At 69.8% G+C, this 25327-nt stretch carries 22 protein-coding genes; 9 read left to right on the top strand and 13 right to left on the bottom strand.

Annotation, left to right across the window (positions count from 1 at the left end):
- Positions 1 to 201 precede the first annotated feature (201 nt).
- The 5 genes from D7V88_RS05385 to D7V88_RS05365 form a co-directional block, all read right to left on the bottom strand.
- A complete protein-coding gene (locus D7V88_RS05385) occupies positions 202 to 3405 on the bottom strand; it encodes an AAA family ATPase (RefSeq protein WP_120539518.1) in 3204 nt (1067 codons plus the stop codon).
- Complete coding sequence (locus tag D7V88_RS05380) at positions 3402 to 4652, bottom strand: metallophosphoesterase family protein (RefSeq protein WP_120539517.1); 1251 nt, start codon at positions 4650 to 4652, stop codon at positions 3402 to 3404. The genes D7V88_RS05385 and D7V88_RS05380 overlap by 4 nt, the downstream gene beginning before the upstream one ends.
- A 239-nt stretch (positions 4653 to 4891) precedes the next feature.
- The gene (locus D7V88_RS05375; RefSeq protein WP_208726125.1) at positions 4892 to 5347 is read right to left on the bottom strand and encodes a hypothetical protein; all 456 of its coding nucleotides are present in this window, start codon (positions 5345 to 5347) and stop codon (positions 4892 to 4894) included.
- Positions 5348 to 5495: 148 nt separating this feature from the next.
- Positions 5496 to 6458: an SAM-dependent methyltransferase gene (locus tag D7V88_RS05370; protein ID WP_120539516.1), complete on the bottom strand. Its 963-nt coding sequence runs from the start codon at positions 6456 to 6458 to the stop codon at positions 5496 to 5498.
- Entirely contained in the window at positions 6455 to 7780 is a 1326-nt protein-coding gene (locus D7V88_RS05365) for a sensor histidine kinase (RefSeq protein WP_341870652.1), read from the bottom strand. Before D7V88_RS05365 ends, D7V88_RS05370 begins: the two co-directional genes overlap by 4 nt.
- A 312-nt stretch (positions 7781 to 8092) precedes the next feature.
- Here D7V88_RS05365 and D7V88_RS05360 point away from each other — a divergent pair, with 312 nt between their 5' ends.
- From D7V88_RS05360 to D7V88_RS05350, 3 genes are all read left to right on the top strand, one after another.
- The gene (locus D7V88_RS05360) at positions 8093 to 8713 is read left to right on the top strand and encodes a hypothetical protein (RefSeq protein WP_120539514.1); all 621 of its coding nucleotides are present in this window, start codon (positions 8093 to 8095) and stop codon (positions 8711 to 8713) included.
- A 91-nt stretch (positions 8714 to 8804) separates the two neighbouring features.
- On the top strand, positions 8805 to 9167 hold the full coding sequence (locus D7V88_RS05355; protein WP_120539513.1) for a hypothetical protein: 363 nt from the start codon (positions 8805 to 8807) through the stop codon (positions 9165 to 9167).
- On the top strand, positions 9164 to 9733 hold the full coding sequence (locus tag D7V88_RS05350) for a GNAT family N-acetyltransferase (RefSeq protein WP_120539512.1): 570 nt from the start codon (positions 9164 to 9166) through the stop codon (positions 9731 to 9733). The genes D7V88_RS05355 and D7V88_RS05350 overlap by 4 nt, the downstream gene beginning before the upstream one ends.
- A 4-nt stretch (positions 9734 to 9737) precedes the next feature.
- Here the strand turns inward: D7V88_RS05350 and D7V88_RS05345 are convergent, their stop codons facing one another.
- Entirely contained in the window at positions 9738 to 10481 is a 744-nt protein-coding gene (locus tag D7V88_RS05345) for a class I SAM-dependent methyltransferase (RefSeq protein ID WP_120539511.1), read from the bottom strand.
- 193 nt (positions 10482 to 10674) lie between these two features.
- On the opposite strand from D7V88_RS05345, the gene D7V88_RS05340 reads away from it, so the two are divergent.
- Both D7V88_RS05340 and D7V88_RS05335 read left to right on the top strand, forming a co-directional pair.
- Positions 10675 to 11463 (top strand): alpha/beta fold hydrolase, encoded by a 789-nt coding sequence (locus D7V88_RS05340; RefSeq protein ID WP_120539510.1) that lies wholly within the window; start codon positions 10675 to 10677, stop codon positions 11461 to 11463.
- Between the two features lie 46 nt (positions 11464 to 11509).
- Positions 11510 to 11944, top strand: a complete 435-nt coding sequence (locus D7V88_RS05335; protein ID WP_120539509.1) for a hypothetical protein — start codon at positions 11510 to 11512, stop codon at positions 11942 to 11944.
- Positions 11945 to 11947: 3 nt separating this feature from the next.
- On the opposite strand, the gene D7V88_RS05330 is transcribed toward D7V88_RS05335, so the two are convergent.
- Positions 11948 to 13189 carry a radical SAM/SPASM domain-containing protein gene (locus D7V88_RS05330; RefSeq protein ID WP_120539508.1) on the bottom strand — a complete coding sequence of 414 codons (1242 nt, stop codon included), beginning with the start codon at positions 13187 to 13189 and terminating at the stop codon, positions 11948 to 11950.
- Positions 13190 to 13358: 169 nt separating this feature from the next.
- Between D7V88_RS05330 and D7V88_RS05325 the strand changes: the two genes are divergently transcribed.
- The gene (locus D7V88_RS05325) at positions 13359 to 13730 is read left to right on the top strand and encodes a hypothetical protein (RefSeq protein WP_120539507.1); all 372 of its coding nucleotides are present in this window, start codon (positions 13359 to 13361) and stop codon (positions 13728 to 13730) included.
- 1 nt (position 13731) lies between these two features.
- Here the strand turns inward: D7V88_RS05325 and D7V88_RS05320 are convergent, their stop codons facing one another.
- Positions 13732 to 14436 (bottom strand): molybdopterin-dependent oxidoreductase, encoded by a 705-nt coding sequence (locus tag D7V88_RS05320; RefSeq protein ID WP_120539506.1) that lies wholly within the window; start codon positions 14434 to 14436, stop codon positions 13732 to 13734.
- Positions 14429 to 15088: a cytochrome b/b6 domain-containing protein gene (locus D7V88_RS05315; RefSeq protein WP_120539521.1), complete on the bottom strand. Its 660-nt coding sequence runs from the start codon at positions 15086 to 15088 to the stop codon at positions 14429 to 14431. Before D7V88_RS05315 ends, D7V88_RS05320 begins: the two co-directional genes overlap by 8 nt.
- Positions 15089 to 15420: 332 nt before the next feature.
- On the opposite strand from D7V88_RS05315, the gene D7V88_RS05310 reads away from it, so the two are divergent.
- A complete protein-coding gene (locus D7V88_RS05310) occupies positions 15421 to 18036 on the top strand; it encodes a right-handed parallel beta-helix repeat-containing protein (protein WP_147448627.1) in 2616 nt (871 codons plus the stop codon).
- Positions 18037 to 18240: 204 nt separating this feature from the next.
- Positions 18241 to 20049 (top strand): penicillin-binding transpeptidase domain-containing protein, encoded by a 1809-nt coding sequence (locus tag D7V88_RS05305; protein WP_244237991.1) that lies wholly within the window; start codon positions 18241 to 18243, stop codon positions 20047 to 20049.
- Between the two features lie 63 nt (positions 20050 to 20112).
- Here D7V88_RS05305 and D7V88_RS05300 read toward each other — a convergent pair whose 3' ends face one another.
- The 4 genes from D7V88_RS05300 to D7V88_RS05285 are packed head-to-tail and all read right to left on the bottom strand — an operon-like array spanning position 20113 to position 23760.
- A complete protein-coding gene (locus D7V88_RS05300; RefSeq protein ID WP_120539503.1) occupies positions 20113 to 20913 on the bottom strand; it encodes a hypothetical protein in 801 nt (266 codons plus the stop codon).
- Entirely contained in the window at positions 20913 to 21500 is a 588-nt protein-coding gene (locus tag D7V88_RS05295; RefSeq protein ID WP_120539502.1) for an imm11 family protein, read from the bottom strand. Before D7V88_RS05295 ends, D7V88_RS05300 begins: the two co-directional genes overlap by 1 nt.
- A 12-nt stretch (positions 21501 to 21512) precedes the next feature.
- Positions 21513 to 22469, bottom strand: a complete 957-nt coding sequence (locus D7V88_RS05290; protein WP_158625006.1) for an AHH domain-containing protein — start codon at positions 22467 to 22469, stop codon at positions 21513 to 21515.
- A gap of 19 nt (positions 22470 to 22488) precedes the next feature.
- The gene (locus tag D7V88_RS05285) at positions 22489 to 23760 is read right to left on the bottom strand and encodes a hypothetical protein (RefSeq protein WP_147448626.1); all 1272 of its coding nucleotides are present in this window, start codon (positions 23758 to 23760) and stop codon (positions 22489 to 22491) included.
- A 15-nt stretch (positions 23761 to 23775) separates the two neighbouring features.
- On the opposite strand from D7V88_RS05285, the gene D7V88_RS05280 reads away from it, so the two are divergent.
- A complete protein-coding gene (locus tag D7V88_RS05280) occupies positions 23776 to 25260 on the top strand; it encodes a serine hydrolase (protein WP_120539499.1) in 1485 nt (494 codons plus the stop codon).
- Positions 25261 to 25327: the final 67 nt, after the last annotated feature.

The raw sequence follows: 25327 nt of genomic DNA, 5'->3' as shown, positions 1-25327 counted from the left end.
AAGCAGGACGGAAGCGGGTCTTTGGGGGCCGCTTTCGATGAGGGGGACCCCTCGGGGGAGGGGTTGAGTCACTGGGAGCGCGTCGAGGGGGCGCGCTCCCAGTGTTTTTTCAGGGGTCGGCCTGGATCCGCGCGGGGGCGCTGGGTCGGCTGGCCCGTTTCATTTCTGGAGGGAGAAGACGGTGGGGAAGGCACTTCCCGCCTACCCCCCGGAGACGACGCGCAGCGGCTGGGTGCCTTCGCGCGTCGGCAGCCTCGTGGCCCCGGCCAGCTCCAGCACATGCGCGCCTTCGGCCTCGAAGTGCGCGCGCAGCCAGGGGTGGCAGGTGAAGGCGATGACCTGATGGTGTTCGGCCATCCGCGCGAGGAGGCGTACCGCGCCGCGGGCCCGCTCTGGATCGAAGTTCACCAGCACGTCGTCCGCGATGAGCGGCAGCGCGCCGCGCGTCTCCCCGAAGTAGCGGATGACGGCCAGCCGGAACGCCAGGAAGAGCTGCTCGCGCGTGCCTCGGGACAACTGCTCCGCGCTCCAGTCCCGGGCCCCGTCGCTCACCCGCAGCTCCCGCGCATCCCCCGCCGGGATGTAGACGCGGCGGTAGCGGCCTCCCGTCATCTCCAGGAAGGACTCGCTCGCGAGCTGGATGACGCGCGGCTGCTGCTCCTCCTCGAAGCGCCGCCGCGCCCGTCCCAGCAGCGCCAGCGTCAGCCGGTCCGCCGCGTAGCGCGTGGCCAGCTCCGACGCCTTCGCTTTCAGCGTCTCTTCCTGGATGCGCAGCCGGAACACCCGGTCGTCGTTCTCCCACTGGGACAGTTGCGTCTTCAGGCTGCCCTGCTCGGTGAGCACCGCCTTGAGCCGCTCGCCCTCGGTGCGGTAGCGCTCGCGCAGGCCGGACAGCCGCTCCTTCAGGCCCGCCTCCGCGCCCGCCGCGTGCACCTGCGCGCGCGCCACGTCCTCCTTGAGGCCCGTGAGCGCCTGCACCCGCTGGCCGTGCTCGCGCACCCGGAGGACCAGCTCCGCGTACCGTCGCGCCTGCACCGCGCGGCGGCGGAAGGTGGCCTCGTCCTGGCACCCGCCTTCCGCGAGCAGCGCATCCAGCGTCTGGTCCTCATCCAGCACCAACTGATCCAACCGGGCCTTCTCCGCCAGCAGCTCCCCGCGCTGTCCATCCAACTGGCGTTGATCCGCCGCCCTCGCGCGGACCTCCTCCAACGCCAGGGACACCCGCGCCGCCACCGTCTCCGCCGGCCCCTGGGGCAGGTGCGCCGCCTGGGCCTCCGCCAACAGCCGGGACGTCGTCGCGCCACACGCGGCCTCCGCCACGGTGAACTCCTCCTCGTCCGTGCGCAGGTCCAACAGCCGCTGTCGCAGCGCGGAAGCATCACGCCACAACGTCAGCGCCGACGCCGGGGCCAGGGCCACCGGGAAACGCCGCGCCACCAGGAACGCAGCCCACTCCTCGCGCAGCGCGTCCGCGCGTTGCTCCGCGCGCAGTCGCAGCTCCTCCACGCGCTGCTCCTCGCGCACCGCCCCGTCCCACGCCGTGCGCTGCGAGTCCTCCTCGCGCACGAGCAGTTCACGCCGCTCGGCCTGCGTCAGCCGCTCCGCGAGCAGGGACTCCTGCGCGGCCAGGTCGGACAGCGAAGCGCCTGGGGACATGCCCGCCGCGCCGGAGGCATGCAGGAGCTCCCGCTGGAGCAGCTCCTCGCGCGCGGCCATCGTCGCCTGCGCCGCGCGGAAGCGGTCCTCCTCCTGCTTCCGCCAGCGGTGCCGAGCCGCCTGCGCCTCCAGGCTCGCATGCCGCGCCGTCTCCACACGGTGACGCACGAGCAGCAACAACCCCACGAGCAATGCACCACCCACCGCGCACAGCACGCCCACCGAAACACCCGCGAGCACCGCCGCGATCACCGCGAAGCCCAGCGCCACGCCTCCCGCCGCCACCACCCACGACAGCGGCAGCAGCGAATGCAGGGGCACCGCGTCCGTGGGCGCCCGCACGCCGTCCATCTGTCGGCGCTGCTCCAGGCGCTGCTCGGCCAGCCGCTCCAGGTCTCCGCGCACCGCGCGCATCCGGCCCACTGCCGCCTGCCGCTGGCGCACCTGCGCGGGCCGCTCGTCGGGCAGTGACTCCAACTCCACCTGGAGCCGCGCCAGCGACGTCTCCAGCCGCGTCCGCTCCTCGCGCGTCCGCGCCTGCTCCGTCTCCGCCGCGCCGACCGCGCCGTCCGAAGCGTCCAGCCGGCCCGCCAGCGCCTCCATCTCCCCGCGCGCCCGGGCCCCCAGGTCCAGCGCGAGCAACCCGCCCGCGTCCACCGCGAGCCCCAGCTCTCCCAGCGCCTGCTCCAGTTGTCGCCGCCGCGAGGCGAGCGACGCCCTGCGCGCGGGCAGGGCGCGAAGCTGTTCCGAATGTCCCGCGAAGGCGGCCAGCGCCGTGCGCAGGGTCTCGGAGCGCTCGCGCACGGGCCAGGGCGCGGCGTGCCGTTCCCGCGCCTCGTCGATGGGCGCCAGCCGCTCATGAAGCTGCGCCTGCTGGGCCCGGTACGTCTTGCGTCGCTGAAGGACATCCTCCAGCCGCGTCTCACCGCCCGCGGGGAAGGTGTCCAGCACCGGCAGCTCGGACAGCTCCGCGCGGTCGCGCGCGAGCACCGACAAATCCCCCAGCGCGGACTCCAGCCGCACCGCGTGGTCCAGTTCGCGAGCGGCCTCCTTCTGCGCCACCTCCAGCGCGTGGCCCTCCGCGATGCGCCCCGTCAGCCGGTCGCGCGTGGAGAAGTAGAGCGCGGGCCGATCCCCCGCCTCGCGCAGCGCCTGCTGCACGTCCTCCAGGTCCTTCATCACCTTGTTCAGTTCGGGCTTCTGCCCTCGCGGCGCGTACAGCCCTTCCGCGTCCTTGCGCAGCCGCTCCAGCGCTTCGGGCAGCCGCCGCGCGCCCTGCATGCCGGCGGCGAACAGCGCTTCGGACACGCCGCGTTGCTGCGCCAGCCGCTGGAAGGACGACAGCTCATCCAGCCGGAAGGCGAACACCTCGAAGAACAGGTCGCGGGGCACGTCCGCCAGCGCCTGCGCGAGCAGCGTCTCCGGCAGCGGCTGCCCCTCCGGCGTCTGCACCGTGAGCGTGCCCTCCGACGCGCGCTTTCCCACGCGGCGGCGCACCACCAGCGGCCCCGCCTCCGTGTCCAACCACAGCTCGCCGCCGAAGAGCGCGCCCTCGGGTTCGTAGCGCTCCGGCTGGCCGCGCTTCTCGAAGCCGAACAGCACGCCGCGCAGGAAGGCCAGCAGCGTGCTCTTGCCCGCTTCGTTGGGGCCATACAGCAGCGTGAGCCCCGGGGCCGGCGCCCCCGAGTAGCCCGAGAAGTGCCCGAACCCATCCACCTGGAAGCGGTTGATGCGCAGTCCTGGCTTCATGACGTCTCCTCGTGGAGTTGCTCCACGCCGCGCTGTCCCGCCTGCGCCACCAGCTCCGGACGGGGCGCCTCCAGCGCGTCCACGCCCAGCCGCTTCAAGCGCTGGCCCAGCGTCGTCAGTTCCTCGTCGTCCCACAGCGCCGCGAGCGCCGCGTCGTCCTGCTCCAGGCTCCGGGCTTCCTCCAGCAGCGTGCCCATGAAGCCGCCACCGGCCCGCACCGCCTCCAGGTCCACCTCCGGGCGGCTGCCATCCCGGAGCGACTCCAGCAGCACCGGAGGATGCGCGCGCGACAGCCGCTCCCGCAGGTCCGCCTCAAGCTGCGCCCGAGCCCCCGGCCGCGACAGCTCCCGGTGCAGCGGCCCGCGTCCGGCCAGCGTGAGGCGCACCGCGTGCCCGTCGAAGTCCTCCGCGCACCGCGCCTCCACCACCTCCGTCGCCACCGCCTGGAGCGCGTCCAGCGAACCCACGCCGGCCAGGGGCACGTCCAGCCGGTGCCAGCGCACCCGGTCCACCGGCACGAAGCGCCTGCGCGCGACGCCGTCCTCCACGTCCACCACCACGCAGCCGCGCTCGCCCGTCTCGTGGATGTGCCGCCCCTGCGGATTGCCCGGGTACACCGCCACGCCGCCACCGGGCAGCAGGTGCTCCGCGCGCGTATGCACGTGGCCCAGGGCCCAGTAGTCCAGCCCGCCCGCCGCCAGGTCCGCGGCGGTGCAGGGCGCGTAGTTCGCGTGCCCCGCGTCGCCGCCCAGGTTCGCGTGCAAGAGGCCCACGCTGAAGTGCGTGCCGGTGCGGCGGAATCTCGCGGACAGGTTCTCGCGCACCTCCACGTCCGGATAGGACACGCCCTGCACGTGGCACAGGCGCCGGCCCTCGCGCCGCACCTCCACGTCCTCCCACTCCGGCCCGAACACCTTCACCGAAGAGGGCAGCCCCAGCGTGCCGGTGTCCCCGCTCAACGGATCATGGTTGCCGTGGACGATGAAGGTCTGGATGCCCGCCCGGTCCAGCCGCGCCAGCTCCGAGCGCAGCGCCAGCCGAGCGCGCACGGACCGGTCCTTCACGTCGAACAGGTCCCCGGCCAGCAGCAGGAACGTCACGCGCTCTCGCAGACACACGTCCACGATGCGCGCGAGCGCCAGGAAGGTGGATTGCTGGAAACGCTCCAGGAGGGGCCCGTGCGTGGCGACCCCCCGAAATGGCGTGTCCAGGTGCAGATCCGCGGCATGGACGAACGAGAAGCGCATCGTGTGGGCAACGTACCCGAGTCTCCCCGCACGCCCGACTTTCCCTCCCCGGAGGGTGATGCACCGGTGGACACACGGGATGTCCTGGAGTCGCACCGAGCGTCCGACTTCGGAAACCCGCCACGTCGTCCCGCGCCCAAGGCCTCGCGTCGCGCGCTCGCACGCAAGCGGGAGGCGCGGGCCGGCAGTCCACCCTGCCATGCCCGCGCCCCTCGTCTTCCAGAACGATGCCCCTGCGACTAGCGCGTCGTTTCGTTGCCCGAGCCGCCCATGTTGCCGCCGGTCCCGGTGGTGTTGTTGCCGCCGGACGTGTCCATGTCGTTGCCGGTGGCGCCGGAGCTACCCGGGGAGTCCATCGGGTCCTGCATCATTCCGGAGCCTCCGGTGCCGGAGTCCATGCCCATGCCGGAACCTCCCGTGCCCGCGTCCATCATGCCGGAGCCGCCCATGCCCTCTTCCGTAGGTGAGGTCTCCATGGTGCCCGTGTCAGGCGGGGGCTCCGTCTGGGGGCTCGGTGCGGGCTCCGTCTGGGTGGGGGACTGCATCGTGCCCCCGGTGCCCTGGGTGCTGCCGGAGCCACCCGTGCCCTCTTGCGGCGCCATGCTCTCCGACGAGCGGTCCCGATCCTGACACCCGGAGAGGGCCATCGCGCCCGCCACCGCCCCCATCACCAGCCATCGCGTGTAACCCGTCATTCGCGCTACCTCCCATTGGATGTGACGAACCCAAGGCTGGGAGTGATGGCGCGTGGCGGCATCGTCCTGGCTGGCCAAAGCCGTCGGTTCGCCCACCCTGCCTGCCGTGGGGTGGGCGCTCGCCGGGTCGTCCACTCCAGGGCAGGCGTCAGGGTTCGCGACGCAGCACGAGCAGCGCGTACTCCAGCCCGCCATCCATCAGGCCCTGTTGCAGCCACAGGTGGTCGCGCTGCGACTCCATCCGCACGGCGTTGAGCGCGGCGCGCAGGTTTCGGGCGTTCGCGGGCGCGTGCGCCATGTGCTCGTGGACGAGCAGCTCCGACGTCAGCGTCCAGAAGCCCACCGTGCGCGCGGACACGTCGTCATGCACCTCCAGCTCCAGGCCCGCCTGCTGCGCGGCGGCGAGGAATTCGTTCACGCGGCCCAGGTGCGTGCGCCACGCGTCGCCGGACGGGTGCACCGCGCCGGGACGCACCCAGAAGCAGTCCGCGATGGCCAGCAGCCCGCCGGGCTTGAGCCGGCTGCTCGCGACCCTCAGCCAGTCCGCGCGGGGCAGGTCGCACGCGTTCTCCACGGCGATGATGGCGTCGAAGCGCGCGCGGCCCCGCGACTCCTCCGCGGAGGTCATCCGGGCCTGCACGCGGTGCCCTACGCCCGCCTCGTGCGCGAACCGGCGCACCTGCTCCACGTGTTCAGGCACGTTCACCATCGCCGTCACGGACGCGCGGTGTTCCTGGGCCCAGTACAGCGCGCTGCCGCCCAGGCCACTGCCCACGTCCATCACGTCGCCGCCGTCCGGGAAGGGGCCCATGGCGCGCGCCAGCTCCGCGAGCAGCGCCTCCTGTGAGGCCCGCAGCCGTTCGCGCAGCTCCGTGGCCGGCGTGCCGGGCGTGGGCAGCCGGTCCACCAGTCCCATGTGGCAGTGCACCCGGGGGCCGGGGCCATAGCGGGCGAGTCCCCGCGTGGCGAGGGCTTCGTGGTAGGCGCGCAGCTCGTTCGGGAGCGCGTGCGGGCGCGAGCCGCCGCTGGCCGGGAGCGATTCGCTGGCGCCGCCCCGGCCCGGTTCTCCCGGGGCGGGGTGCGTCTTGTGGAAGGCTCTCAGGGGCTTCATCGGTACTCCCGGGGAAGCAGGATGCGAAGCAGGGCACCGCCGCCCGGCGCGTTGTGGCGATGCAGCAGGCCCCCGCTGGCGCGCAGCAGGCACTCACTGGTGTAGAGGCCCAGGCCCGTGCCCTGGGGTTTGGTCGTGTGGAGCTCTTCCGCGGGCGCGGTGAGTCGCTCGGGGGGGAAGCCGGGTCCGTCGTCCTCGATTTCGACCTCCAGCCGTCCGCTGAGCGGTTCGGTGCGCGCGCGGATGAAGACCTGGGAGGCGCCCTGTTCGCCATTGCCCTCGCATGCGTTGACCACCAGGTTCTCCACCACCCGGCGCAGCGTGATGGGGCCTCCGCGCAAGAGCGCGAGCTGGGGACGGGGCGGCTCCAGCTCCACGTGGATGTCCACGTCCGGGAAGCGCAAGGAGACCTGGGCCTGCACGGCCTCCAGCACGGGCCCCAGCTCCACGGGCTCGGGTTCGGTGCCGGCGAAGCGGCGGCCCTTGGCGCGCACCTCCTTCACCATCTCCTCGATTTGCCGGAGGCTGTCCTGGAGCTGGCGGGCCTGGTCCTCGAACTCGGAGCGCGCCAGCAGGCCGCGCTGTCCGCCGATGGCCTTCATCATGTCCGCCGCGCTGCCCGCGTGGAGCAGGGCCTGCTCCATGTCGTGGTGGTGGCGCAGCATCTCCGCCATGGCCTGGGTGAGCTGGCCTACGTCGCGCTCCTGCTGCTCGATGAGCTGCGCGTGCACGGCGGCGCGAAGGCGCTCCGCGTCGGCGCGGGCCTGGTCATGGCGCACGGCGAAGGCGCCCAGGTACACCTGGGCGAACAGGACCGAGGGAATCACGACGGCGAAGAGCACCGCGTGGTCGGGGCTGACGCGCAGGGGCAGGGCGCACAGCATGCCCACGAGCGTGCCCACCGCGAGGAAGGGCTGGCGCCACGTCACGCGGTACTGGCGGCCATGCACGGCGGTGGTGAAGACGAGCACCAGGGCGAAGACGAAGGCCCCCGGCATCGCGGCCAGCGCCATGAGGCTCGCGAGGAAGAAGTGCAGCGTGGCCATGCAGGGCAGCCGCCAAAGCCAGCCCCAGGTGGCCAGCCGCGTCCGGCGCGAGTGCACGAAGGAGAAGGCCAGCCCGTTGACGATGCCGGGCACGAAGCACGCGAACGCGGTGGAGAAGGGGATGGCGAAGAACGTGCGCGCGCCGGGGGCCCACGCGATGGCGGCGAGCAGCGCGGTGCCCGCGAGGACGGTGCCCACGCAGGAGCCCACGCGTTCGGAGGCGAGGATGTGGGCCGCGTCCTGGGCGCGCATCCAGCGGCGGAATGCCGTCACCACCCAGGAGGACGATTCTGGCGGGGTGCTCCTGCGCGGACCGCGAGGCATGCGGGGGGCAATCCGCGGCGTGGCATCGCCCGCGCGAGGCCGGCCATGGGCGTGCCCGGACGGATGGCTGTGGTCCTGTTGCGGCCTCATGCTGGTCACCCCCCTGCACCAAGCACAGCCTTCTGCGTCGCGAAGCAAAGGCGAACCCGGGTGCCCGGTCAAACCGGAGGGAGGGGCACTGTTGGCCAGTCCGCCGTGCTGGTCTGTCGTCCCGATGCGTTACGCGCTTGGGTGCGCGTGTGGGGCGGAGTAGAGGGGGCGCCCATGCGTGACAGAATCCAGACGGTGTTGCGGCAACTGGTCCAGTCCTCCGAGTTGGAGGTGCGGTGGCTGCATACGTTGTCGTTGCTGGAGTTCATCGGGGCGCGGAAGATTTCGCGCACGGTGGCGGACCGGCATCCGACGTTGGAGGTGTTGGGGCACCTGGCGGACGAGACGCGCCACGCCTTCACCTTCAAGCGACTGGCGTGCGAGGTCGCGGGCCGCGAGGACGTGACGGAGTTCCTGAGCGTGGGCGCGGCGTCCACGTGGTTCCAGTCGCTGGACCGCGAGCTGGCGACGTGGGCGATGCAACTGACGGGGCAGACGGACGTGCACCTGCACTATCTGCTCACCACGGCGGTGGTGGAGCGCCGGGCGATGGTGCTCTACCCGCTCTACAAGGCGGCGACGCGGCACGCGGTGGTGCGCGAGGAGTTGGGCCGCGTGGTGGTGGAGGAGCAGGGCCACCGGCGCACCATCGAGGACGCCTGCGCGCAGCGGCTGGCGATGGTGGGCGCGACGCTGGAGCCCGCGCTCGCGCTGGAGGCACGCCTGTTCGAAACGTTCCTGGGCGTGCTGGAAAAGGACGTGGCGACAGCGCTCGAAGGGTCCCGGGCGGCCTGAAGGGGCGGATTGCAAAACCCTGGCACGGGGACTAATTGATTCACTTCCGCCTCAGAAGTGAATCAAAAGTGCCCGCCAGGGAGCGCCCGCCATGTCCCACCGCCTGCAGCCCACTGTTTCGGACCCCGTCATGGAGCAGGTCCAGCGGCTGCGACGCGAGCTGGGTGGGGACATCTCGGAGGTCATCACCGAGGCCATCAGCCTGTTGGACAAGGTGGTGCTGGAGGCGAGGCGAGGCGCGCGGCTCACGTTCGTGCCCCTCCAGCCCGGGCAGCCGGTGCGCGAGTACAGCTCCCCGGCGCTGACCCGCCTGGAGTGGAGGGCGCTGGAGGAGCAGTCCATCGTCCTGCCCGCGAAGGACTTCGACCGGGTCGCCGCCGCGGTGGAATCCCCAGCGAAGCCGGCACGCGCATTGCGTGAGCTCTCCCGCCGACGTCGGCGAGAGCGTCCTTGAACAAACCGAAGCCCCCCGTCATCCCCGCGCCGTACACCGAGGCCCTGAGCCGCGAGGACGCGGCCAGTGGCTTCCAGTGCGAGCACGAAGCGCTCAACCGCTTCTTCCAGCAGGACGCTGGCCAGAACCAGCGGAGGGATGTCAGTCGCACCTGGGTGCTTCACCGTCCGGACACCCGTCCTGACTGGCCCCGGGTGCTCGGCTACTACACCCTCACCGTGGGACAGGTGTCCCGGTCCGAAGCGCCCGAGGACGTCATCAAGCGCCTGCCGCGCTATCCCCTGCCGGCGGTCGTCATCGGAAGGCTCGCGAGGGACTCGCGCGTCCGCGGCGCGGGAGTGGGTGAGCAGTTGCTGGACGACGCGCATCGCCGGGCGTTGGCCATCGGTGAGAACGCGGGCGTCGTGCTCGTCATCGTGGATGCGAAGGATGCTCCGGCGGCGCGCTTCTACACGCGCTTCGGCTACCGACCGCTGCTGTCTTCCTCGCCCGACGCGCCGGAATGGCCCCGGAGGCTGTTCCTGCCCGCGAGCCACCTGCGCGCGTCTTTCGAGGACGACGCCTGAAGCCTCACGCCTCGTCCGGCGCGTCCGGCGAATCCTCGCCCCCGCCCGCGCCGGACAACAGCACCAGCTTGGAGCCATTCCACGTGGCCTGGAGGTTGCGGGCCCGGCGGGCTCTCTTGCGGCTGAGCTCCACGCCCACCGCGTCCATGCCCAGCGCGTTGGCCACCGCGAGCGCCGTGCCATGGCCGCAGAACGGATCCACCACCGTGCGCGTGCGCGTCTGCTCCAGGATGAAGCGGCACGCCACCAGACATGCGGACAGCCCCATGCCGCGCGTCCACGTCACCTCGCCGGCCTCCGGCAGCACGTCCGCGGTGGACTTTCCCGCGTCCGCCTTCAGCCCCTTGGAGAAGCACAGCAGGTGCGAATACGCGGGCCGCCCGAACGTCACCGTGCCCGGCGTTCGGCGACACACCACCTTGTGCCAGAGCGTCTCGAAGCCCGCCGCGTCCGCCGCCTTGGACACCAGGTAGCCCTTGTCCACCCAGGCCCCGTCCTTCTTCACGTCGGACTGGTAGAACACCGCCACCCCGTCCTCCGGCACCCGCGACAACACCCGCGCCGCCGCCCCCACGAACCAGTCCTTCCACTGGGGCACCGTGAGCGACGGGAACTCCGACACGTCCGGCATGGACGCCACCACCGAGCACCCCGCCAACACCGGGCGTGCGTCCAGCCACGCCAACGCGTCCTCGCAGTACACCGTGCGCTTGGGCCCCGCCGCTCCGCTTCGCTCGTCGTCCGTCATGACGCGACGCAGTCTGCCAGAGCGCACCCGCTCCCACCCTTCATTCCCATCGAGCCCTACCTGCTGGGGAAGCCCGTCCTTCCAGGGAACAGGCAACCCCCGAGCATATGGACGCCCCTGCCTCGTCGTGGCTTGCTACACTTTCCGTCTAACCCTGCTTGACCCACTCCCCCCGGAGTAAGGATTCCCCCTCATGGCCACGACGACCGCGACGGATGGCACCCTCTTGCATTACCGCGTGCTGGGCGACGGACCCCGCACCGTGGTGCTGGTGCATGGGTGGATGGTGTCGGGCTCGGTGTGGGACGCGATGATCGAGAAGCTGGACCTGACGGGGCTCCGGCTGGTGGTGCCGGACCACCGGGGCACCGGCAAGTCTGGACGTCCGACGTCTGGCTATTCGCTGGAGCAGTACGCGAAGGACGTGCTCGCGGTGGCGGACCACTCGGAGGCGAAGCGCTTTGCGCTCGTTGGCCACAGCATGGGCGGGCAGATCGCCAAGTGGGTCGCGTCCGAAGCGCCCGAGCGCGTGTCGGGGCTGGTGCTGCTCAACTCGGTGCCCGCTTCGGGGCTGCCTTTGCCTCCGGACGCGGCGGGCCTGTTCCGCACGTCGGCGGGGGACCGGGAGAAGCAGAAGACCATCCTCGGCCTGGCCTGCAAGCAGTTGTCGCCGGAGTCGCTGGAGAACCTGCTGAAGGACTCCGGTGACGTGTCGAAGGACGCCATCGAGCAGTGCTTCGACGCCTGGACGGCGGGCGGCTTCGCGCACCGGTTGGCGTCCATCACGGCGCCCACGCTGGTGGTGGCCACGGATGATCCGTTCCTGCCGCCGGTGTTCCTGAAGCAGGCGGTGGTGGCGCTCATCCAGAACGCGCGCCTGACGCACCTGCCGGGGCCGGGGCACTACCCGCAGGTGGAGCGTCCGGCGGAGACGGCGGCGTTGTTGGGTTCGTTCCTCGCGGGCAGCTCCGCCCAGGCCTGAAGCAGCATCCTCCAGTCGGTTGGACCGGGAAGCAGGAGCGAACGCGATGGCCTGGAGCATGTCCTTCGAACACGACGCCGAACACGACGTGGTGACGGCGAACTTCACCGACTGCATCCTCGTGTCGGACGAGGACGTGTATCGCTGGCGGCGCGAGGTGGAGGAGCAGTTCGCGAAGTTCAACGGCCGGGTGGATCTGCTCATCAACCTGGATGGGCTGGTGGTGCGCCACACCGCGGGGCGCACCTTCGGCAAGGAGCGCCGCGAGGTGCTGGAGCGCAACACGCACCGCTCGTTCCGCTACGGCGGCGATGAGACGACGCGCGTGTTCATCGCCACCAGCGGCGCCATCAACGGCGCGGCGGTGAACCACTACCCCACGCGCGAGGCCGCCCTGAAAGCGCTGCTGGCGGAGCGGGACGCCCTGCGCAAGGGCGGCTTCATGCCCTTCGTGTCCAACTACCGCAGCACCAAGCTCTGAGGCTCAGGCGGCGGGCCGGGGCCAGCGCTTCGTCTTGACGTATTCGCGCTTCAGCTCCGGCTTCGGGTCGGGCGCGTCCACCGGCTCCTCCACGATTTCGAAGAGGCCGTGGTCGAAGGGCCTGCCGGGAGCCGGGGCCTTGGGCAGCAGCCGCTCCCGCACGCCTTCCGCGGCGCGGGCCTTCGCGCGGTAGTGGCAGTAGGGGTTGTTGCCCGGCCGGCCGAACAGCGCGTGCGCGGTGAAGCTGCACCCGGCCATGCACGTTTCCGCGAACGGACACGTGCGGCAGAAGCCCCACAAATCCTCCACCGTGCGCGTCCGCGTGAAGGCAAGCTGGGGCGTGTCGTTCCAGATGCGCTCCAACGGCTGCTCACGCAGGTTGCCTCCCACGTAGTGGGCGCTCTGGAGGGAAGGGCAGCCCTTCACGGCGCCGTTGGACTCGATGCCCATCACGTATTTGCCCGCCTGACAGCCCTGCCAGTGGTCCCGGCCTTCGGAATGCACGGAGCGCAGCCGCGCCTCCTCCGGCCCGAAGTAGCCCAGGTTGTTGCCCGGCATGACGGTGATGCGGTCCTGGCGCGCGTGCAGCTTCAGCCGGTCGATGCGCGGCATCAGGTCCATCAGGTCCCACGGTTGCAGCAGCAGGTCCGGACGGTCCGCCGCGCGTCCGAGCGGCGCGGTGATCTGCACCTGCCACGCCCCGATGCCCTGCGTGCGCAGGTGCGCATAGAGGCCCTCCAGGTCGCCCTGGTTGAGCCGGTTGAGGTTGGTGTTGGCGGCGGTTCGCACGCCCGCCGTCTTCAGGAAGCCGAGCGCCGCCGTCGCGGAAGCGAAGCTGCCCTTGGCCGCGCGCATGAGGTCGTGTGTGGGCTCCAGTCCGTCGATGCTGACCGACGCCGCGTACAGCCCCGCCTGCGCCATCCGCGACGCCAGCTCCGCGGTGATGCCGCGTCCCCCCGTCGTCAGGCCCGGACGGATGCCCGCGGCCTTCAGCGCCTGGATGATGTCGAGGAACCCCGGGTGCAGGTACGCCTCGCCGCCAATCAGCACCACCTCCCGGGCGCGCATGGCCGAAAGCTGCGTCACCACCCCCAGCGCCTCCTCGGTGCTCAGCTCGCCCGGACGCGCGGTGCCCGCCCGCGAACCGCAGTGCGTGCAGGGTTGATCACACGCCAGCGTCAGCTCCCACACCACGTAGGCGGGGTGGTAGTCGGCGCGGCCCACATCGAGGCGACGTTTCACCATGGGCGCGCAGCCTAGCGGGACACTCCTGTCGGGTGCACCCGTGACATCCATGTCCTGGGGGGAGCGGCCTCCGGGGCCGTTCTGCTGCGGACTCTCAGGGGTGGGTCCTGGCACCCTGCTTGCTTTGAGCCGGCCGGCTTCAACCCCCACTCCGACAAGGATGTCCTGCATGTCCCCGCTGTCGAGCTGCCCGTCCTGCCAGGGCTTCAATCCCGCCGCCGCCCGCGCGTGCCTCCACTGTCAGCGCCCGTTGGGCCCGGGGCGTCCGCCTCGCAGGGCGTCGTGGGTGGCCACGCTGTGGACGCTCACGGGGGCCAGCGCGACGGCGCTCACGTTGATGGCCTGCTACGGAATGCCGCCCTGCGAGGACGGGACCTTCGATTGCGTCGAACCGCCGGACGCGGGCAACTGCGACGTGCGGGCGGAGGCGGATGGAGGCGATGTGGATGCGGGGGACGTGGACGCGGGGGACTGCGTGCCCGTACCCGACGACGCGGGTGTGGAGCGGGACGCGGGCATGGAGGCCGACGCGGGGCCGTGAGCTACACGCCGGCGAACCACTCGTAGCCCCGGTCCTCCCAGTAGCCGCCGCTGGCCGCTGGGAGGAACCGGACGGTGGTGAGGTACTTCACCATCTTGTAGCCCAGCTTCACGCCCGAATAGAGCCGCAGGGGCGCGCCGTGGCCGGGCTCCAGCGGCTGGCCGTTCATGCCGTACGCGAGGATTGTCTGGGCATGCAGGGCGCCAGGCGCGTCCCATGAGGAGTAGTAGCCGCTGTCGAACGAGCGGAACTCCACGAAGCCCGCGCGAGGGTCGGCGCCCACCGCCCGCGCCAGGTCGCTCACGCGCACGCCGTGCCATGACGCCACCGCGCTCCAGCCCTCCACGCAGTGGTGGCGGATCCGGTAGTCGGTGCGCGGCAGCCGCTGCAACTCCTCCAGCGAGAAGGAGCGAGGCTGGGACACGAGTCCGCCCACCTCCAGACGCCAGCCGGCCGGGGCCAGGGGCACGGTGTCGGAGATGAAGTAGTGGGGGAAGTCCCTGGGCGGGGTGAGTTGCTCGACGGGCTCTTCGGGCGCGAGCCGGGTGGGGCTGAAGAGGGCGGTCTGCGCGCGCTGGTTGAAGCGCTCCATCGCGCCGAGGAACCCTTCGCGCGGGCGGCTGGAATCACAGGCGCTGGTGGCGAGCGCGGCGGCGCCCAGCAGCACGCGGCGGCGGGTGAGGATTCGGGGCCCGGCCTCAGACATGGGGCTTCCTCCCGCCGGTCACCATCTCCCCGAGGGTGCGCGGGTGCAGGGCGACGAGCACCACGTGGCCCACGGTGAAGAAGGCGAGCAGCGCGAGCAGCAGCAGGTGCACCGCGCGCGCCGGGTCGTAGCCACCGAAGAGCGAGGTGAGCCAGCGCAACTGCACGGGCTTGTGGAGGGCGAGGCCGGACAGGACGGACAGCGCGCCCAGGACGAGCGCGGACGTGTACGCCAGCCGCTGGAGTCCGTTGTAGAGGCCGACCTGCGCGGGCGCGGGGCGGATCCGCAGGTAGTACGCGAGCGTGGCCACGGCATCGCGCGTGTCGCGGTGGGGAAGGAACAGGCGGCGGCGCCACTCGCCACTGAAGGCGAGGTAGAGCACGTACGCGACGCCATTGAGGGCGAGGAACCAGCCAAAGGCGAAGTGCCAGGCCCGTGCCCCCGCGAGCCAGTCTCCCAATCGCAGCCACGAAGGAGGCATGGCGCCCTGGAAGGGATAGAGCGCGTAGGCGTGACCGCGAGGACCCATGCGCGGATACGCCGCGAGGATCTGCAATCCACTGGCGGCGAGGATGGCGAGCAGCGGCACGTTGGCCCAGTGCATGAGGCGGATGGGCCACGGTTGGGGACGGCGCTGTTCAGGCGGGTGCACGCGGTGGAGCACAGCACCGGGGCCCGGGGCGCGGCCACGCGGGACGGTGACGGCTGCGCGTTGGAGAACGTCGCTGGGGGATTTCGTCGGCCAGTGGATGGCGGACGTGCGCGCGGGGGTAGGGATTGCCCTGTGCGCGCGGTGGAGCGAGCAGTATGCGAGCGAGCGAGGGCTTGCGGAGAAGTCGCGCCCGCCCAGAAGTCGCGGGCGAGTGGCGGACACTGGACGACGCGCCGCGCGAGACGACTCGGAGGAGCCCGGCGAATTGGACGTGGCAGGGCGACCCGGTATCGTCTCCCTTTGCCCAAGCGTCTTCCGAGGACGGTGCGACCATGCGACGAATCCATGCGGTGCACCTGGCGGGAGCCCTGCTGCTGACCACGTTCGGCTGCGTGCAGGAGGAGCCCTCCTTCGATGTGGCGCCGTCCGGTGGTGCGCGGCTGGTGGTCGCGCTGCCCCGTTCCCTGGTGGCGACGAGCGTGGCGGAAGTCACGTCCACGGCGACGAATGGCTCGGGGAAGGAGGCGTCGTCGAGTCTGGCTCTGGAAGACAACGCCAACGCCAACCTGTGGGTCGGCGAGATGGGGCCGGTGACGGTGGCGGGCGAAACCGTGGGCCTGCGCGTGGATGCCCGGGATGCCACGGGCGCGGTGGTGGCCACGGTGAGCGTGCCGACGGTGGCGCTGCCACCGTATGGCGATGCGCTGGTGGTCGCGGTGCCGCAGCCGGAGGCCGCGCCGGGAGAAGCGGGCGGCAACACGGCCCCGCGCATCGACGCGGTGGTGGCCTCGGTGTTTCGGGGGGTTCCGGGCGACCGCGTGGAGCTGCGGGCGTGGGCGCACGACCTGGATGCCGGTGAGGTGCTGGCCTACGCGTGGAGTGCTCCCGGCGATTCGCTGGAGTGCCCGGAGGACCCCACGCAGCCCACGTGCACGTGGACGGTTCCCGAGAACCCCGAGAGAAAAACTGACGTGGTGCTGGGGCTCAGCGTCTCGGATCCGCGAGGCGGAGTGTCCTCGCTCAGCTTCCGGTTCGCGCTGGGTGAGGTGGGCGCGGTGGCTTCGAACAAGGACATCCAGTTCAACCGCGCGCCCTTCCTGGAGGCGGCCGTGGACACCCAGCAGGTGGGCGTGGGGCTGCCCATCGCAATGGAAGCGAAGGCCACGGATGAGGACGGGGATGCGCTGACCTACACGTGGAGCGCCACCTGCACGGGCAGCTTCGAGGGTGGCAACACGTCCAGCGTCATCTTCACCCCCACGGAGGATCCCGCGGAGTGTGGTTGTCAGGTGGAAGCCCGGGTGGAGGATGCCTTCACGGGCGCGGACACGGCGATCGTCGCGAAGCTGTGCGTGCGGCGCAGCGAACCGCCCGTCATCGGCCCCCCGACGCAGTCCGCCCCGAGCGCCCGCGCGGGCGAGCGCGTGACCTTCACCGTGACGGCGACGGACCCCCGGAGCGAGCCGCTGACCTTCACCTGGAAGACGAGCGCGGGTGCGGTGGGCACGGCGGTGGGCGACGGCACGACGAGCACGGTGGACTGGACGGAGCTGTCCTGCGTGCCGACGGACGTGGCGCCTACGGTGGAGGTGACGGTGACGAACGCGTCAGGTTCGAGCGCGCGGCACACCTTCACGGTGGAGTGGACGGACCGGCGCTGCGGCGCGCTGGCCGGAGCGTGCGCGTTCACGATGGCGCAGACGCAGGTGACGCTGTCCGCGGACTGCGTGACGCAGGGACCGGTGTTCATCCCGGACGGCTTCACGTTCGACGGGGCGGCGCACACGGTGACGGCCGTGGAGGACGTGGACGCGGGGGAGCACTTCCAGGGCGCGGTGCTGCGCAACCGGGGGCCGGTGGCGAGCGTGCGCAACGTGACGGTGACGGCGCGCAACCTGTCGGATGTGTGTGACGCGGGCGCGGCCCGGCTGCGCGGCATCTTCCTGGAGGGGGCGAGCGGCGTGGTGGTGGACACGGTGGTGACGGACCTGCACCAGAAGGGAAACCTGAGCGGGTGCCAGGAGGGTGTCGCCATCGAGGTGCGCAATGACGTGGTCGGCGCCACGCCGGTGAAGGTGGACGTGCTGCGCAACCGGGTGACGGGCTACCAGAAGGGGGGCGTGGTGGTGGTGGGGCAGGTGGTGGCGACGGTGGAGGCCAACATCCTGGAGGGTGGAGGGCTGGTGGACCACATCGCGCGCAACGGCCTCCAACTGGCTTACGGGGTTTCGGGCCGGGTGGAGGGCAACCAGGTGACGGGCCACGCGTACACGGGCGAGGACACGGGGTCCGGCATCCTGGTGGTGGGAGGTTCGTACTACGGCGCGGGGCGTGCGCTGTGCCACGACCTGTTCATCCAGGGCAACGAGCTGACGGGAAACGACGTGGGCGTCAATCTGGCGCAGGCCGAGGGGGCCGAGTTCAGCGCTCCTTCGGAGCCCACCCGCATCCAGGTGCTGGAGAACGTGCTGAGCAATGACGCGCTGACCAACGGGTACGTCTATCAGGCGGCCATCTCGGACTCCGGGACCGGAAACCTCATCAGCCTCAACAGGATCAGCGGGGATGGCTACGACCCCGTGGCGCATCCAGACGAGGCGTTCTCCGTGGACGTGGTGACGGTGAGCGGGGAACGCGAGGTGGCCTTCGCCACGCCAGCACGGTCGGTGGAGGGAGGGACCTGCTCCGAAGCGCTGGTGGTGCAGGGGCGGGATGTCGCGGACAACCTCGCCTCGCTGGTGGATCCGACAGTGGAGCTGACCGCGTCGGAAGGCGGAACGGCGTTCCACCTGCAACCAGATTGCTCGGATGCGTCTGTGGCGTCGGTGGAGCTCGCGGGTGCGCAGCGCGAAGCGGTCTTCTACGTCCGGGCCGGAGCGGCGGGCGTGGTGACGGTCACGGCGACCGGCGACGGCGTGAGCGTGACGCAGGACCTGACCGTCCGCTGATCCGGAGCGGGGCGCGCCCCATGCTCCGCGTGTGCGTGGCGCGCGAGGGTGCGCGACGGACGGTCCGGGAGGGACCGGGGACGGCACATCGTAGTCGCCTCGGAAGCCACGGCGCGGTACACGGGGCGCGTGCACGGACGGGCGGTCATCACGTGGGTGGGGCTCTGCCTCCTTCTTCTGCTTCCCTCCTGTCTGCCGCGCGCCGTGAAGAAGGGCGTGCCGGGTGGGCCGGAGGACGTGGCCCGCGTGTACCTGGAGGCCTGGGCGCGCAACGACCCCGGTGCCCAGCGACAAGCGCTCGTGCAGGTGCCCGAGGACTTCGACGCGCAGCACGCGCGGTGGAGACAGGGCCTGGGCGTGGTGGCCTCGCGCTTCGAGGGGCTGGACCTCGAAGCCGAGGATGACAGCGTCGCGGTGGTGGTCTTTCGCGGCGTGCACACGCTGCGGGGGCTCGGTGACTGGGCGGTGGAGTCGCGGCTGCGCTTCGAGCGCAAGGGTCAGCGCTGGCTCTTGCGCTGGACGCCGGAGGTGTTCCATCCGGAGGCGCGCGCCGGAGACAGCTTCGGACGGCTGCGAACGTGGGGCCCGCGCGCCGCGCTGCTCGATGCCAGCGGAGCGCTGCTCACCGTGCCCGGAGAGGTCATCAGCATCGGTGCGTATCCGGGGAGGGTGAGGGACGGCGCGGCCGTGGCCAGCGCGCTCCAATCACAGCTCGGAATGGACCCCGCCAGGGTCCAGGCCCTCCTGAAGTCCGCGGCCTCTCAGCCCGAACAGTTCGTGGCGTTCATCGACGTGCGCCCGGAGCGCTACCAGCAGGTGCGCGCCGTGCTGGCGCCGGTGCCCGGCATCTTCTTTCGCAAGAAGGCCGCGCGCCTCACCCCGGCGGAAGGCTTCGCCGCGCACACGCTGGGCCGGGTGGGCGAGGTGACGGCGGAGGCGCTCCAGGTCCTGGGCCATCCCTATCAGGCGGGAGACCTCGTGGGCCTGTCGGGCCTGGAGCGGGCGCAGGAGAGGATGCTGGCCGGAAGCCCCGCCGGAGAGGTGCGACTGCTGCGCCGTTCGGGAGAGGCCGTGGTGCTCTACCGCTTCGAAGGCGCGGCGGGGACGCCGGTGCGCACCACGTTGAGAAGGGACGTGCAGGCCGCGGCGGAGGCAGCGCTCGCGGATGTCACGAGGCCCGCCGCGCTGGTGGCGGTGGACTCGGCCACGGGCGAAGTGCTGGCGGTGGCCAGCCGTCCCCTGGGCGAGGCGCTGCACCGAGCGCTGACGGGGCGCTACCCCCCGGGCTCCACGTTCAAGGTCGTGACGGCCGAAGCGCTGCTCGCGAGCGGTGTGAAGCCAGACACCCGCGTCGACTGTCCCGTGGAGGTGACGGCGGGTCGCAGGCGCTTTCGCAACTTCGAAGCGGAGGCCTTTGGGGAGTCGAGCTTCCGGCAGGTGTTCGCGCTCTCGTGCAACACCGCGTTCATCCAGCTCGCCGCGAGGTTGGGGCGCAACGCGCTGGAGGACGCGGCCCGGCGTTTCGGCTTCGGGGTCCGCTACGACGTGGGGCTGCCCTCGCCCGGTGCCTCCTTCCCGGCGCCCGGGGACGATGCCGACCGCGCGGCGGCCGCGATGGGACAGGGACGCGTGCTGGCCACGCCACTGCACATGGCCACGGTCGCGGCGGCGGTGGACACCGGCGTCTGGCACGCACCGCGCTTGCTGGCGGATGCGGAGGCGGGCCCGGAGGCACGGCTGAGCGCGGGCACCCCGGCGGGCCTCCGCAACCTCATGCGCGCGGTGGTGACGGAAGGAACGGCGAAGTCCGCGGTGAGCCTCCAGGGGCTCATGGGCAAGACAGGGACTGCGGAGTTCGGCACGGCGCTGCCGCCCGAAACCCACGCCTGGTTCATCGGCCTGCGCGGAGGCATGGGCTTCGCGGTGTTCGTGGAGGGAGGCGGAGTGGGAGGCCGTGTCGCCGTTCCCATCGCTGCGCGCTTTCTCCAGGCACTGGATGCGGCGGCGCGCTGAGCGTCAAGGCAGTGGGTTGTCGCGTGAGGCGGCTCAGTCGATGCGCTTCACGGTAGCAAAAGGCTATCGCTCCGCGTCGTGAGCTTCGGCCGCAGGGGACTTCGAGGCCTGGGTCTCCAAGGGGAGCCTGGCCATGGGCGGACAGTAGGGATGGGCCTCGCAAGGCCCTGGGAGGCCCGTGCGTTCCCAGATGCGAAGCAGGGCAAGCCCCTCGAACCAGAGGAACCGATAGGGAGCGAGCTTGGGCTCCGAGGCCGTCACGGCCTGCACCTGGCGCTGAATGTCCTCCTGATGCAGGACGCAGAGCGCGGCGAAAGCATCGTTGAGTGCGAGGCCCTCTCGCCCGACGAGGCCGCGAACCCATGATTGTCGGTGCTCGTTCAGCTCGCCCCCCAGCGCTCCGAGTCGTGCAAGCAAGGTATCGAGTCGAGGACTCCTACCGCCGCGCGTGAGCACGAGTTGCTGGAGGAGCAGGGCCCAGCACGCATCGTCCTCGTACTCCTCCTTCTCTTGCCAGTGGTCCGGTGAGGTCTCCGCAAGAGGGTGCGCGAGTTCCCAATGGCTGGCGAGGATGGCGCCGAGAAGTGGCTTGTTTCGACTGACTGCAGGAGCGGCCCACTGCCGGGCCCTTTGATGCTTCAGGAAACGGAGCCAGTGACTGGCGGCGTTGTGGAGTTCCTCGCGAAACCTCGATGGATTCCCCTCGACCAACAAGGCACCTGCGGCCAGGGTGTGGAAATGCAGAGACACCTCTTCGAAACCCTGGAGGGTCTCCTGCCGGCTGCCCGTCAGGTCCAGGCGGGAGAGAAGCCAGGGGAGGGCTTCCTCCGAACGCTGGCAAAGAGAGAGCAGGTCGATCCGCATCACAAGGCGAATCCATTCCAACCCTCTGCTGGGAAGGCCTTGAGGCCCGTCACTCCGGCAGAGAGGAATGCTTCATGGAGCGATGCGTGGAGGAAGATTTCGCGCATGCGAGTCCGGGCGCGGAAGAGCAGTGCCCCGGACTCGACGTCCTCCGCCTTCACCGCCAACCGTTTGATGCGGAAGATCTGACTCGGGTCGAATGGGCTGGGGACGTAGTCCGACCGCTCCATGTCGATGATGTCCTGGACGTCCAGGACATTGAGGATGGAATGCTCCGTGGAGGCGACGCGTCCTTTGTGGTCCAGCAGCGTGACGGGGAGGGTCTCGAAGCGATTGGCTCCGAGCTGGACGAGTACATCCACCATCTTGGCCGAGACAATGGGGAGTCCCAGGGTGTTGGTGACGAAGTCGAAGACGTTGATGAGGTCCGGATAGTCGTTGGAAAAGCCCATGGCGCCACCCCGAGGGAAACGATCTCCCAGGGGCATGGCTTCGAAGAAGTCGGGATCGTCAGGGCTGCCGACGGGCAACGCCTCGAGCACGGCCCCATCGTTCACGCTGGCAGGAGTCAAGACCCAGTAGCTCATGCGAGATGGCTTTCAGCCAATGACACCGAAGAGGTGCCGGGTTTTCATGCCCTTGGCATTGGTGGTCCAGAATTTGATTAGTCCACCGTAGGCATGCAGGTCTTCTTCCTTGATTACGCCGAAGGCCACGGCCGCTGCGGCATTGCTCAGAAGGACGACGAGGGACCAGAACTCGTCCTCGAGCGTGTGAAACACCTTCAGGATGGCCTTGAAAAGCGCGAGATGTTTCTTGGTTCTCTTGGCCTCGTTGAAGATCTTCTTGAGCGCCGTAGCGACCTCCTTCATTCGGGCCTTGAGCTGGAGGGTATAGACTGGGTGATCAGAGAAGTGGGCGATGAGCCGATGGACGGGGCTGTACTTTGGATCCGCGGGCAGCATGATGATGTTATGCCCATTGTTGATATTGTAGAAAGAACGCTTCAACACCATCATCATGTCGGCGTCAAATGGGGAGTTCTTCTCGAAGAAAACCGACTGGGGGATGAGGTGGTGTGCCTGCCACGGATAGGGATGTCTCTGGCCATTGGGTGATAGGTTGGAGAAGTTGCCGCGTTCTCCCGGAAATGTACTGCCCTGTTCGGGGAACGCAGCCACACGCATCCACTTCTCCCGGCTGGCGGTGACATACAGGGGCGGCTCATCCGCGACACGACGGCCCCTTTTGAGATAGAAGAGGACACTCGCCGTGCTGAAAACCGAGCGGCTGAAGTCGTTGTAGATCTTCATCCGTGGCTCGTCCTGGAAGATGAATCGAGGCCCCCGATATGCGTAGTGGTCACCATTCGTGAGCAGCGAAGTCTCTGGCTGATTTGGGTCCGCATGGAACGCATCGGAGTCAGACAGTTCCTGGATGTAGCTGTCGGGATAGCCTTTCTTCAGCTCTGGAAACTTGCTGTCCTTGGGCGGATTGCGCGCCCTGAGGTTGGCTTTTCGCGCTTGTTTGATCGCACTCTTTTTTCCTGCGGGCATGGGCGTTCCTCCAGATGCTCTATCGGAGCGGCGAGACCACGATGGCTGCGCGCATTCCCTCATCGGAGCTGGAGAGGATGACTGGCGTTGGGGTGGGGCTGTAGCCGCGCTGAAGACCTCTGACGGCCGCACACAATCCGAGCGCCCCCGATGCCGCACCCGTGTCTCCGAAGCCAATCGCTGGGAGCCATGATGCAAGCCGTTCGTGCCCCAGCCCTGCGGCTCGAAGGTGGAGCATCAGCATGCCCCACTCACGGGCTCGAAATTCTTCGCCGTTGTGATCTCCGATGAGCAGGAGACACGCACCATCCGCCTCGGCAGTGTGGAGCGCGGAGGTCACGCATTGCGCAAGCATTCGACCGTCAGGAGGCAGGTCGCCTCCCCGGATTCTCTCATCGTCTCCCAAGACGACGGCCCGGAAGGCGACGCGCGGTTCTTTTCCCTTTGAGACCAGGGGCGCCTCCTGCTCCGGAGACAGCCAGAGCGCGACACTGCCCTCCCCCGGGATGAAGCCTGTCGGAGTGTCGGCCGTCTTGATCCTGCGCTGTTCGAGGAGCCCTGGGAGCACATCAGGGCCGCAGAGGCTGTCGACCGCGATGATGAGGCAGTGCCCATGGCGGCGTTCGACGAGTGCGTCCATCGCGGCCTTCAATGCCTTGGGGAAGGCCGCGTGCCCGCCACTTGCGATGTGCCAGGTCTTGGCCTTCCAGGAGACTCCTGCCACCTCGAACGCACGCTCCAGCACGCGCCGGCCGAGTGCTTCATGTCGCCGGGGCTCATCCTCTTCAAGCTCGGGTGTGAGGGGAAACCCGCGCTCCAAGGGGTCTGGCAATGCCAGAACGACGAGGGTGTCCCCTGGCAGGCTGGACAGGTTGACCCGAGTGCAGAGGTCCTCCAGCGCCGCGGCGACCAGGGCTACCAGCCTTCCGACATTCGAGAACCCCAGTGTGATGACAGGCACTTCGCATGTCATGACGGATTGCCCGAGGCTCTCTCGTTCGCATGCATGGGGCAGATAGGGGGACGGACGGGTTCGGGAGATGCCTGCCCGAAGCGCGGCGCAGCCTTGGATCAGCGCTCCGAGGGGGCTTGCCATCCCAAGCGCCTGAATCACGAGACTCATGGAGGAACTCCCAAGATGCTTCGCCGACAGCGCTGATGCCCGGTCCATGGACTTTCGCAGATGGACTGGATGGAATCCACTCTGGGTGAAGAGGCTTCTGGCGCGGTCTGCGTTCTTCTTCGCGCCGTCCATGCAATCGCCGGCCCGCTGAAGCGTGTGGAGGCTCATGAGCGGAGCGACCCCATGAACTGGATCCCTGTGCGCCTCTTGAGTGTCCTTGCTGCCCTCCTGCTGTTCGTGCCCGTCGCGGGCGCCGCCCCGAAGGCACAGGAGCTGGACCGACTGGTCACGCAGTACCACCAACTGCGCCAGTTCAACGGCGCCGTGCTCGTCGCCAACGAGAAAGGGGTGCTCTTCAAGAAGGGTTACGGCTTCGCCAACTTCGAATGGCAGGCGCCGAACACGACGGACACGAAGTTCCGTCTGGCCTCCGTCACGAAGCAGTTCACCGCGATGGTCATCCTGCAGCTCGTCGCGGAGGGAAAGCTCCAACTGGACGACCCGCTCGTGAAGCTGCTGCCGGACTACCGCAAGGACACGGGCTCGCGCGTCACCCTCACGCACCTGCTGAACCACACCTCGGGCATTCCCAGCTACACGTCCGCGCCGGACTTCTTTCCGAAGGTGTCGCGCAATCCCTACAAGGTCGCGGACTTCGTGAAGCAGTTCGCCAGCGGCGACCTGGAGTTCGAGCCCGGCTCGAAGTTCGCCTACAACAACTCCGGCTACTTCCTGCTCGGCGCCATCATCGAACGCACCACCGGGAAGACGTACGCGCAGGCAGTCCAGGAGCGCATCTTCGACACGCTGGGGATGAAGAACTCCGGCTACGACGTGTACGCCACGGTGCTCCCCAAGCGTGCGAGCGGCTACGAGCTCAAGCCGGAGGGGTACATGAACGCCCCCTACGTGGACATGTCCACTCCGTACGCGGCCGGCTCGCTGTACTCCACGGTGGAGGACCTCTACCTCTGGGACCGCGCGCTCTACACGGACGCGCTGCTGCCCGCGGCGCTCAAGCAGAAGATGTTCACGCCCGGCCTGGAGAAGTACGGCTTCGGGTGGACCATCGAACCGATGAAGCTCCAGGACGACAAGACGGAGCTGGCCACGGTGACGCACAGCGGCGGCATCAACGGGTTCAGCACCCGCATCTACCGCGTGCCCGCGAGCCGGGAGGTCGTCATCCTCCTGGACAACACGTCGCGCGGCGACAAGCTCAAGGAGCTCGCCAGCGGGTTGTTCAGCGCCCTGCATGGCATCACGCCCAGGGCGCCCCGGCCGGGCATCCGGGAGACCTTGAGCGCGACGCTCGACAAGGCGCCCGTGGCGGAGGTCATCGCCCGGTACCGCGACCTGAAGGCGAAGAAGGCGGACGCGTATGACTTCTCCGAGGGGCAGCTCAACGGACTGGGCTACGAGTTTCTCCGTACGGGGCGGGTCACGGACGCCATTGAAATCTTCAAGCTGAACGTGGAGATGTTCCCGAAGGACGCGAACCTCTACGACAGCCTGGGCGAGGCGTACCTGGCCCACGGCGACAAGGAACAGGCCCGGGTGAACTACCGCAAGGCGCTGGAGCTGGAGCCGGGGATGCCGAGCGCGGAGGCGGCGCTCAGGGGGATGGGGACGCCGGCGGTGGCGCCTGCATCGAAGGCCATTCCCTGAAGGACATCCCGGGGAACGAATGGACCCGTTCCCCGGGGCGTTCTGCTAGGTGAATGTCCGACGTTCG

It is taken from the genome of Corallococcus terminator (assembly GCF_003611635.1).
GTDB lineage: Bacteria > Myxococcota > Myxococcia > Myxococcales > Myxococcaceae > Corallococcus > Corallococcus terminator.
The sequence above is the reverse complement of the archived record's forward strand: the minus strand, read 5'-3'. Positions and strand labels throughout refer to the sequence as shown.

Coding starts and splice junctions, on each gene's coding strand:
- D7V88_RS05385 (WP_120539518.1), bottom strand. CDS start 3,405: ATGAAGCCAGGACTGCGCATCAACCGCTTCCAGGTGGATGGGTTCGGG.
- D7V88_RS05380 (WP_120539517.1), bottom strand. CDS start 4,652: ATGCGCTTCTCGTTCGTCCATGCCGCGGATCTGCACCTGGACACGCCA.
- D7V88_RS05375 (WP_208726125.1), bottom strand. CDS start 5,347: ATGACGGGTTACACGCGATGGCTGGTGATGGGGGCGGTGGCGGGCGCG.
- D7V88_RS05370 (WP_120539516.1), bottom strand. CDS start 6,458: ATGAAGCCCCTGAGAGCCTTCCACAAGACGCACCCCGCCCCGGGAGAA.
- D7V88_RS05360 (WP_120539514.1), top strand. CDS start 8,093: ATGCGTGACAGAATCCAGACGGTGTTGCGGCAACTGGTCCAGTCCTCC.
- D7V88_RS05355 (WP_120539513.1), top strand. CDS start 8,805: ATGTCCCACCGCCTGCAGCCCACTGTTTCGGACCCCGTCATGGAGCAG.
- D7V88_RS05345 (WP_120539511.1), bottom strand. CDS start 10,481: ATGACGGACGACGAGCGAAGCGGAGCGGCGGGGCCCAAGCGCACGGTG.
- D7V88_RS05340 (WP_120539510.1), top strand. CDS start 10,675: ATGGCCACGACGACCGCGACGGATGGCACCCTCTTGCATTACCGCGTG.
- D7V88_RS05335 (WP_120539509.1), top strand. CDS start 11,510: ATGGCCTGGAGCATGTCCTTCGAACACGACGCCGAACACGACGTGGTG.
- D7V88_RS05330 (WP_120539508.1), bottom strand. CDS start 13,189: ATGGTGAAACGTCGCCTCGATGTGGGCCGCGCCGACTACCACCCCGCC.
- D7V88_RS05325 (WP_120539507.1), top strand. CDS start 13,359: ATGTCCCCGCTGTCGAGCTGCCCGTCCTGCCAGGGCTTCAATCCCGCC.
- D7V88_RS05320 (WP_120539506.1), bottom strand. CDS start 14,436: ATGTCTGAGGCCGGGCCCCGAATCCTCACCCGCCGCCGCGTGCTGCTG.
- D7V88_RS05310 (WP_147448627.1), top strand. CDS start 15,421: ATGCGACGAATCCATGCGGTGCACCTGGCGGGAGCCCTGCTGCTGACC.
- D7V88_RS05300 (WP_120539503.1), bottom strand. CDS start 20,913: ATGCGGATCGACCTGCTCTCTCTTTGCCAGCGTTCGGAGGAAGCCCTC.
- D7V88_RS05295 (WP_120539502.1), bottom strand. CDS start 21,500: ATGAGCTACTGGGTCTTGACTCCTGCCAGCGTGAACGATGGGGCCGTG.
- D7V88_RS05290 (WP_158625006.1), bottom strand. CDS start 22,469: ATGCCCGCAGGAAAAAAGAGTGCGATCAAACAAGCGCGAAAAGCCAAC.
- D7V88_RS05285 (WP_147448626.1), bottom strand. CDS start 23,760: ATGAGCCTCCACACGCTTCAGCGGGCCGGCGATTGCATGGACGGCGCG.
- D7V88_RS05280 (WP_120539499.1), top strand. CDS start 23,776: ATGAACTGGATCCCTGTGCGCCTCTTGAGTGTCCTTGCTGCCCTCCTG.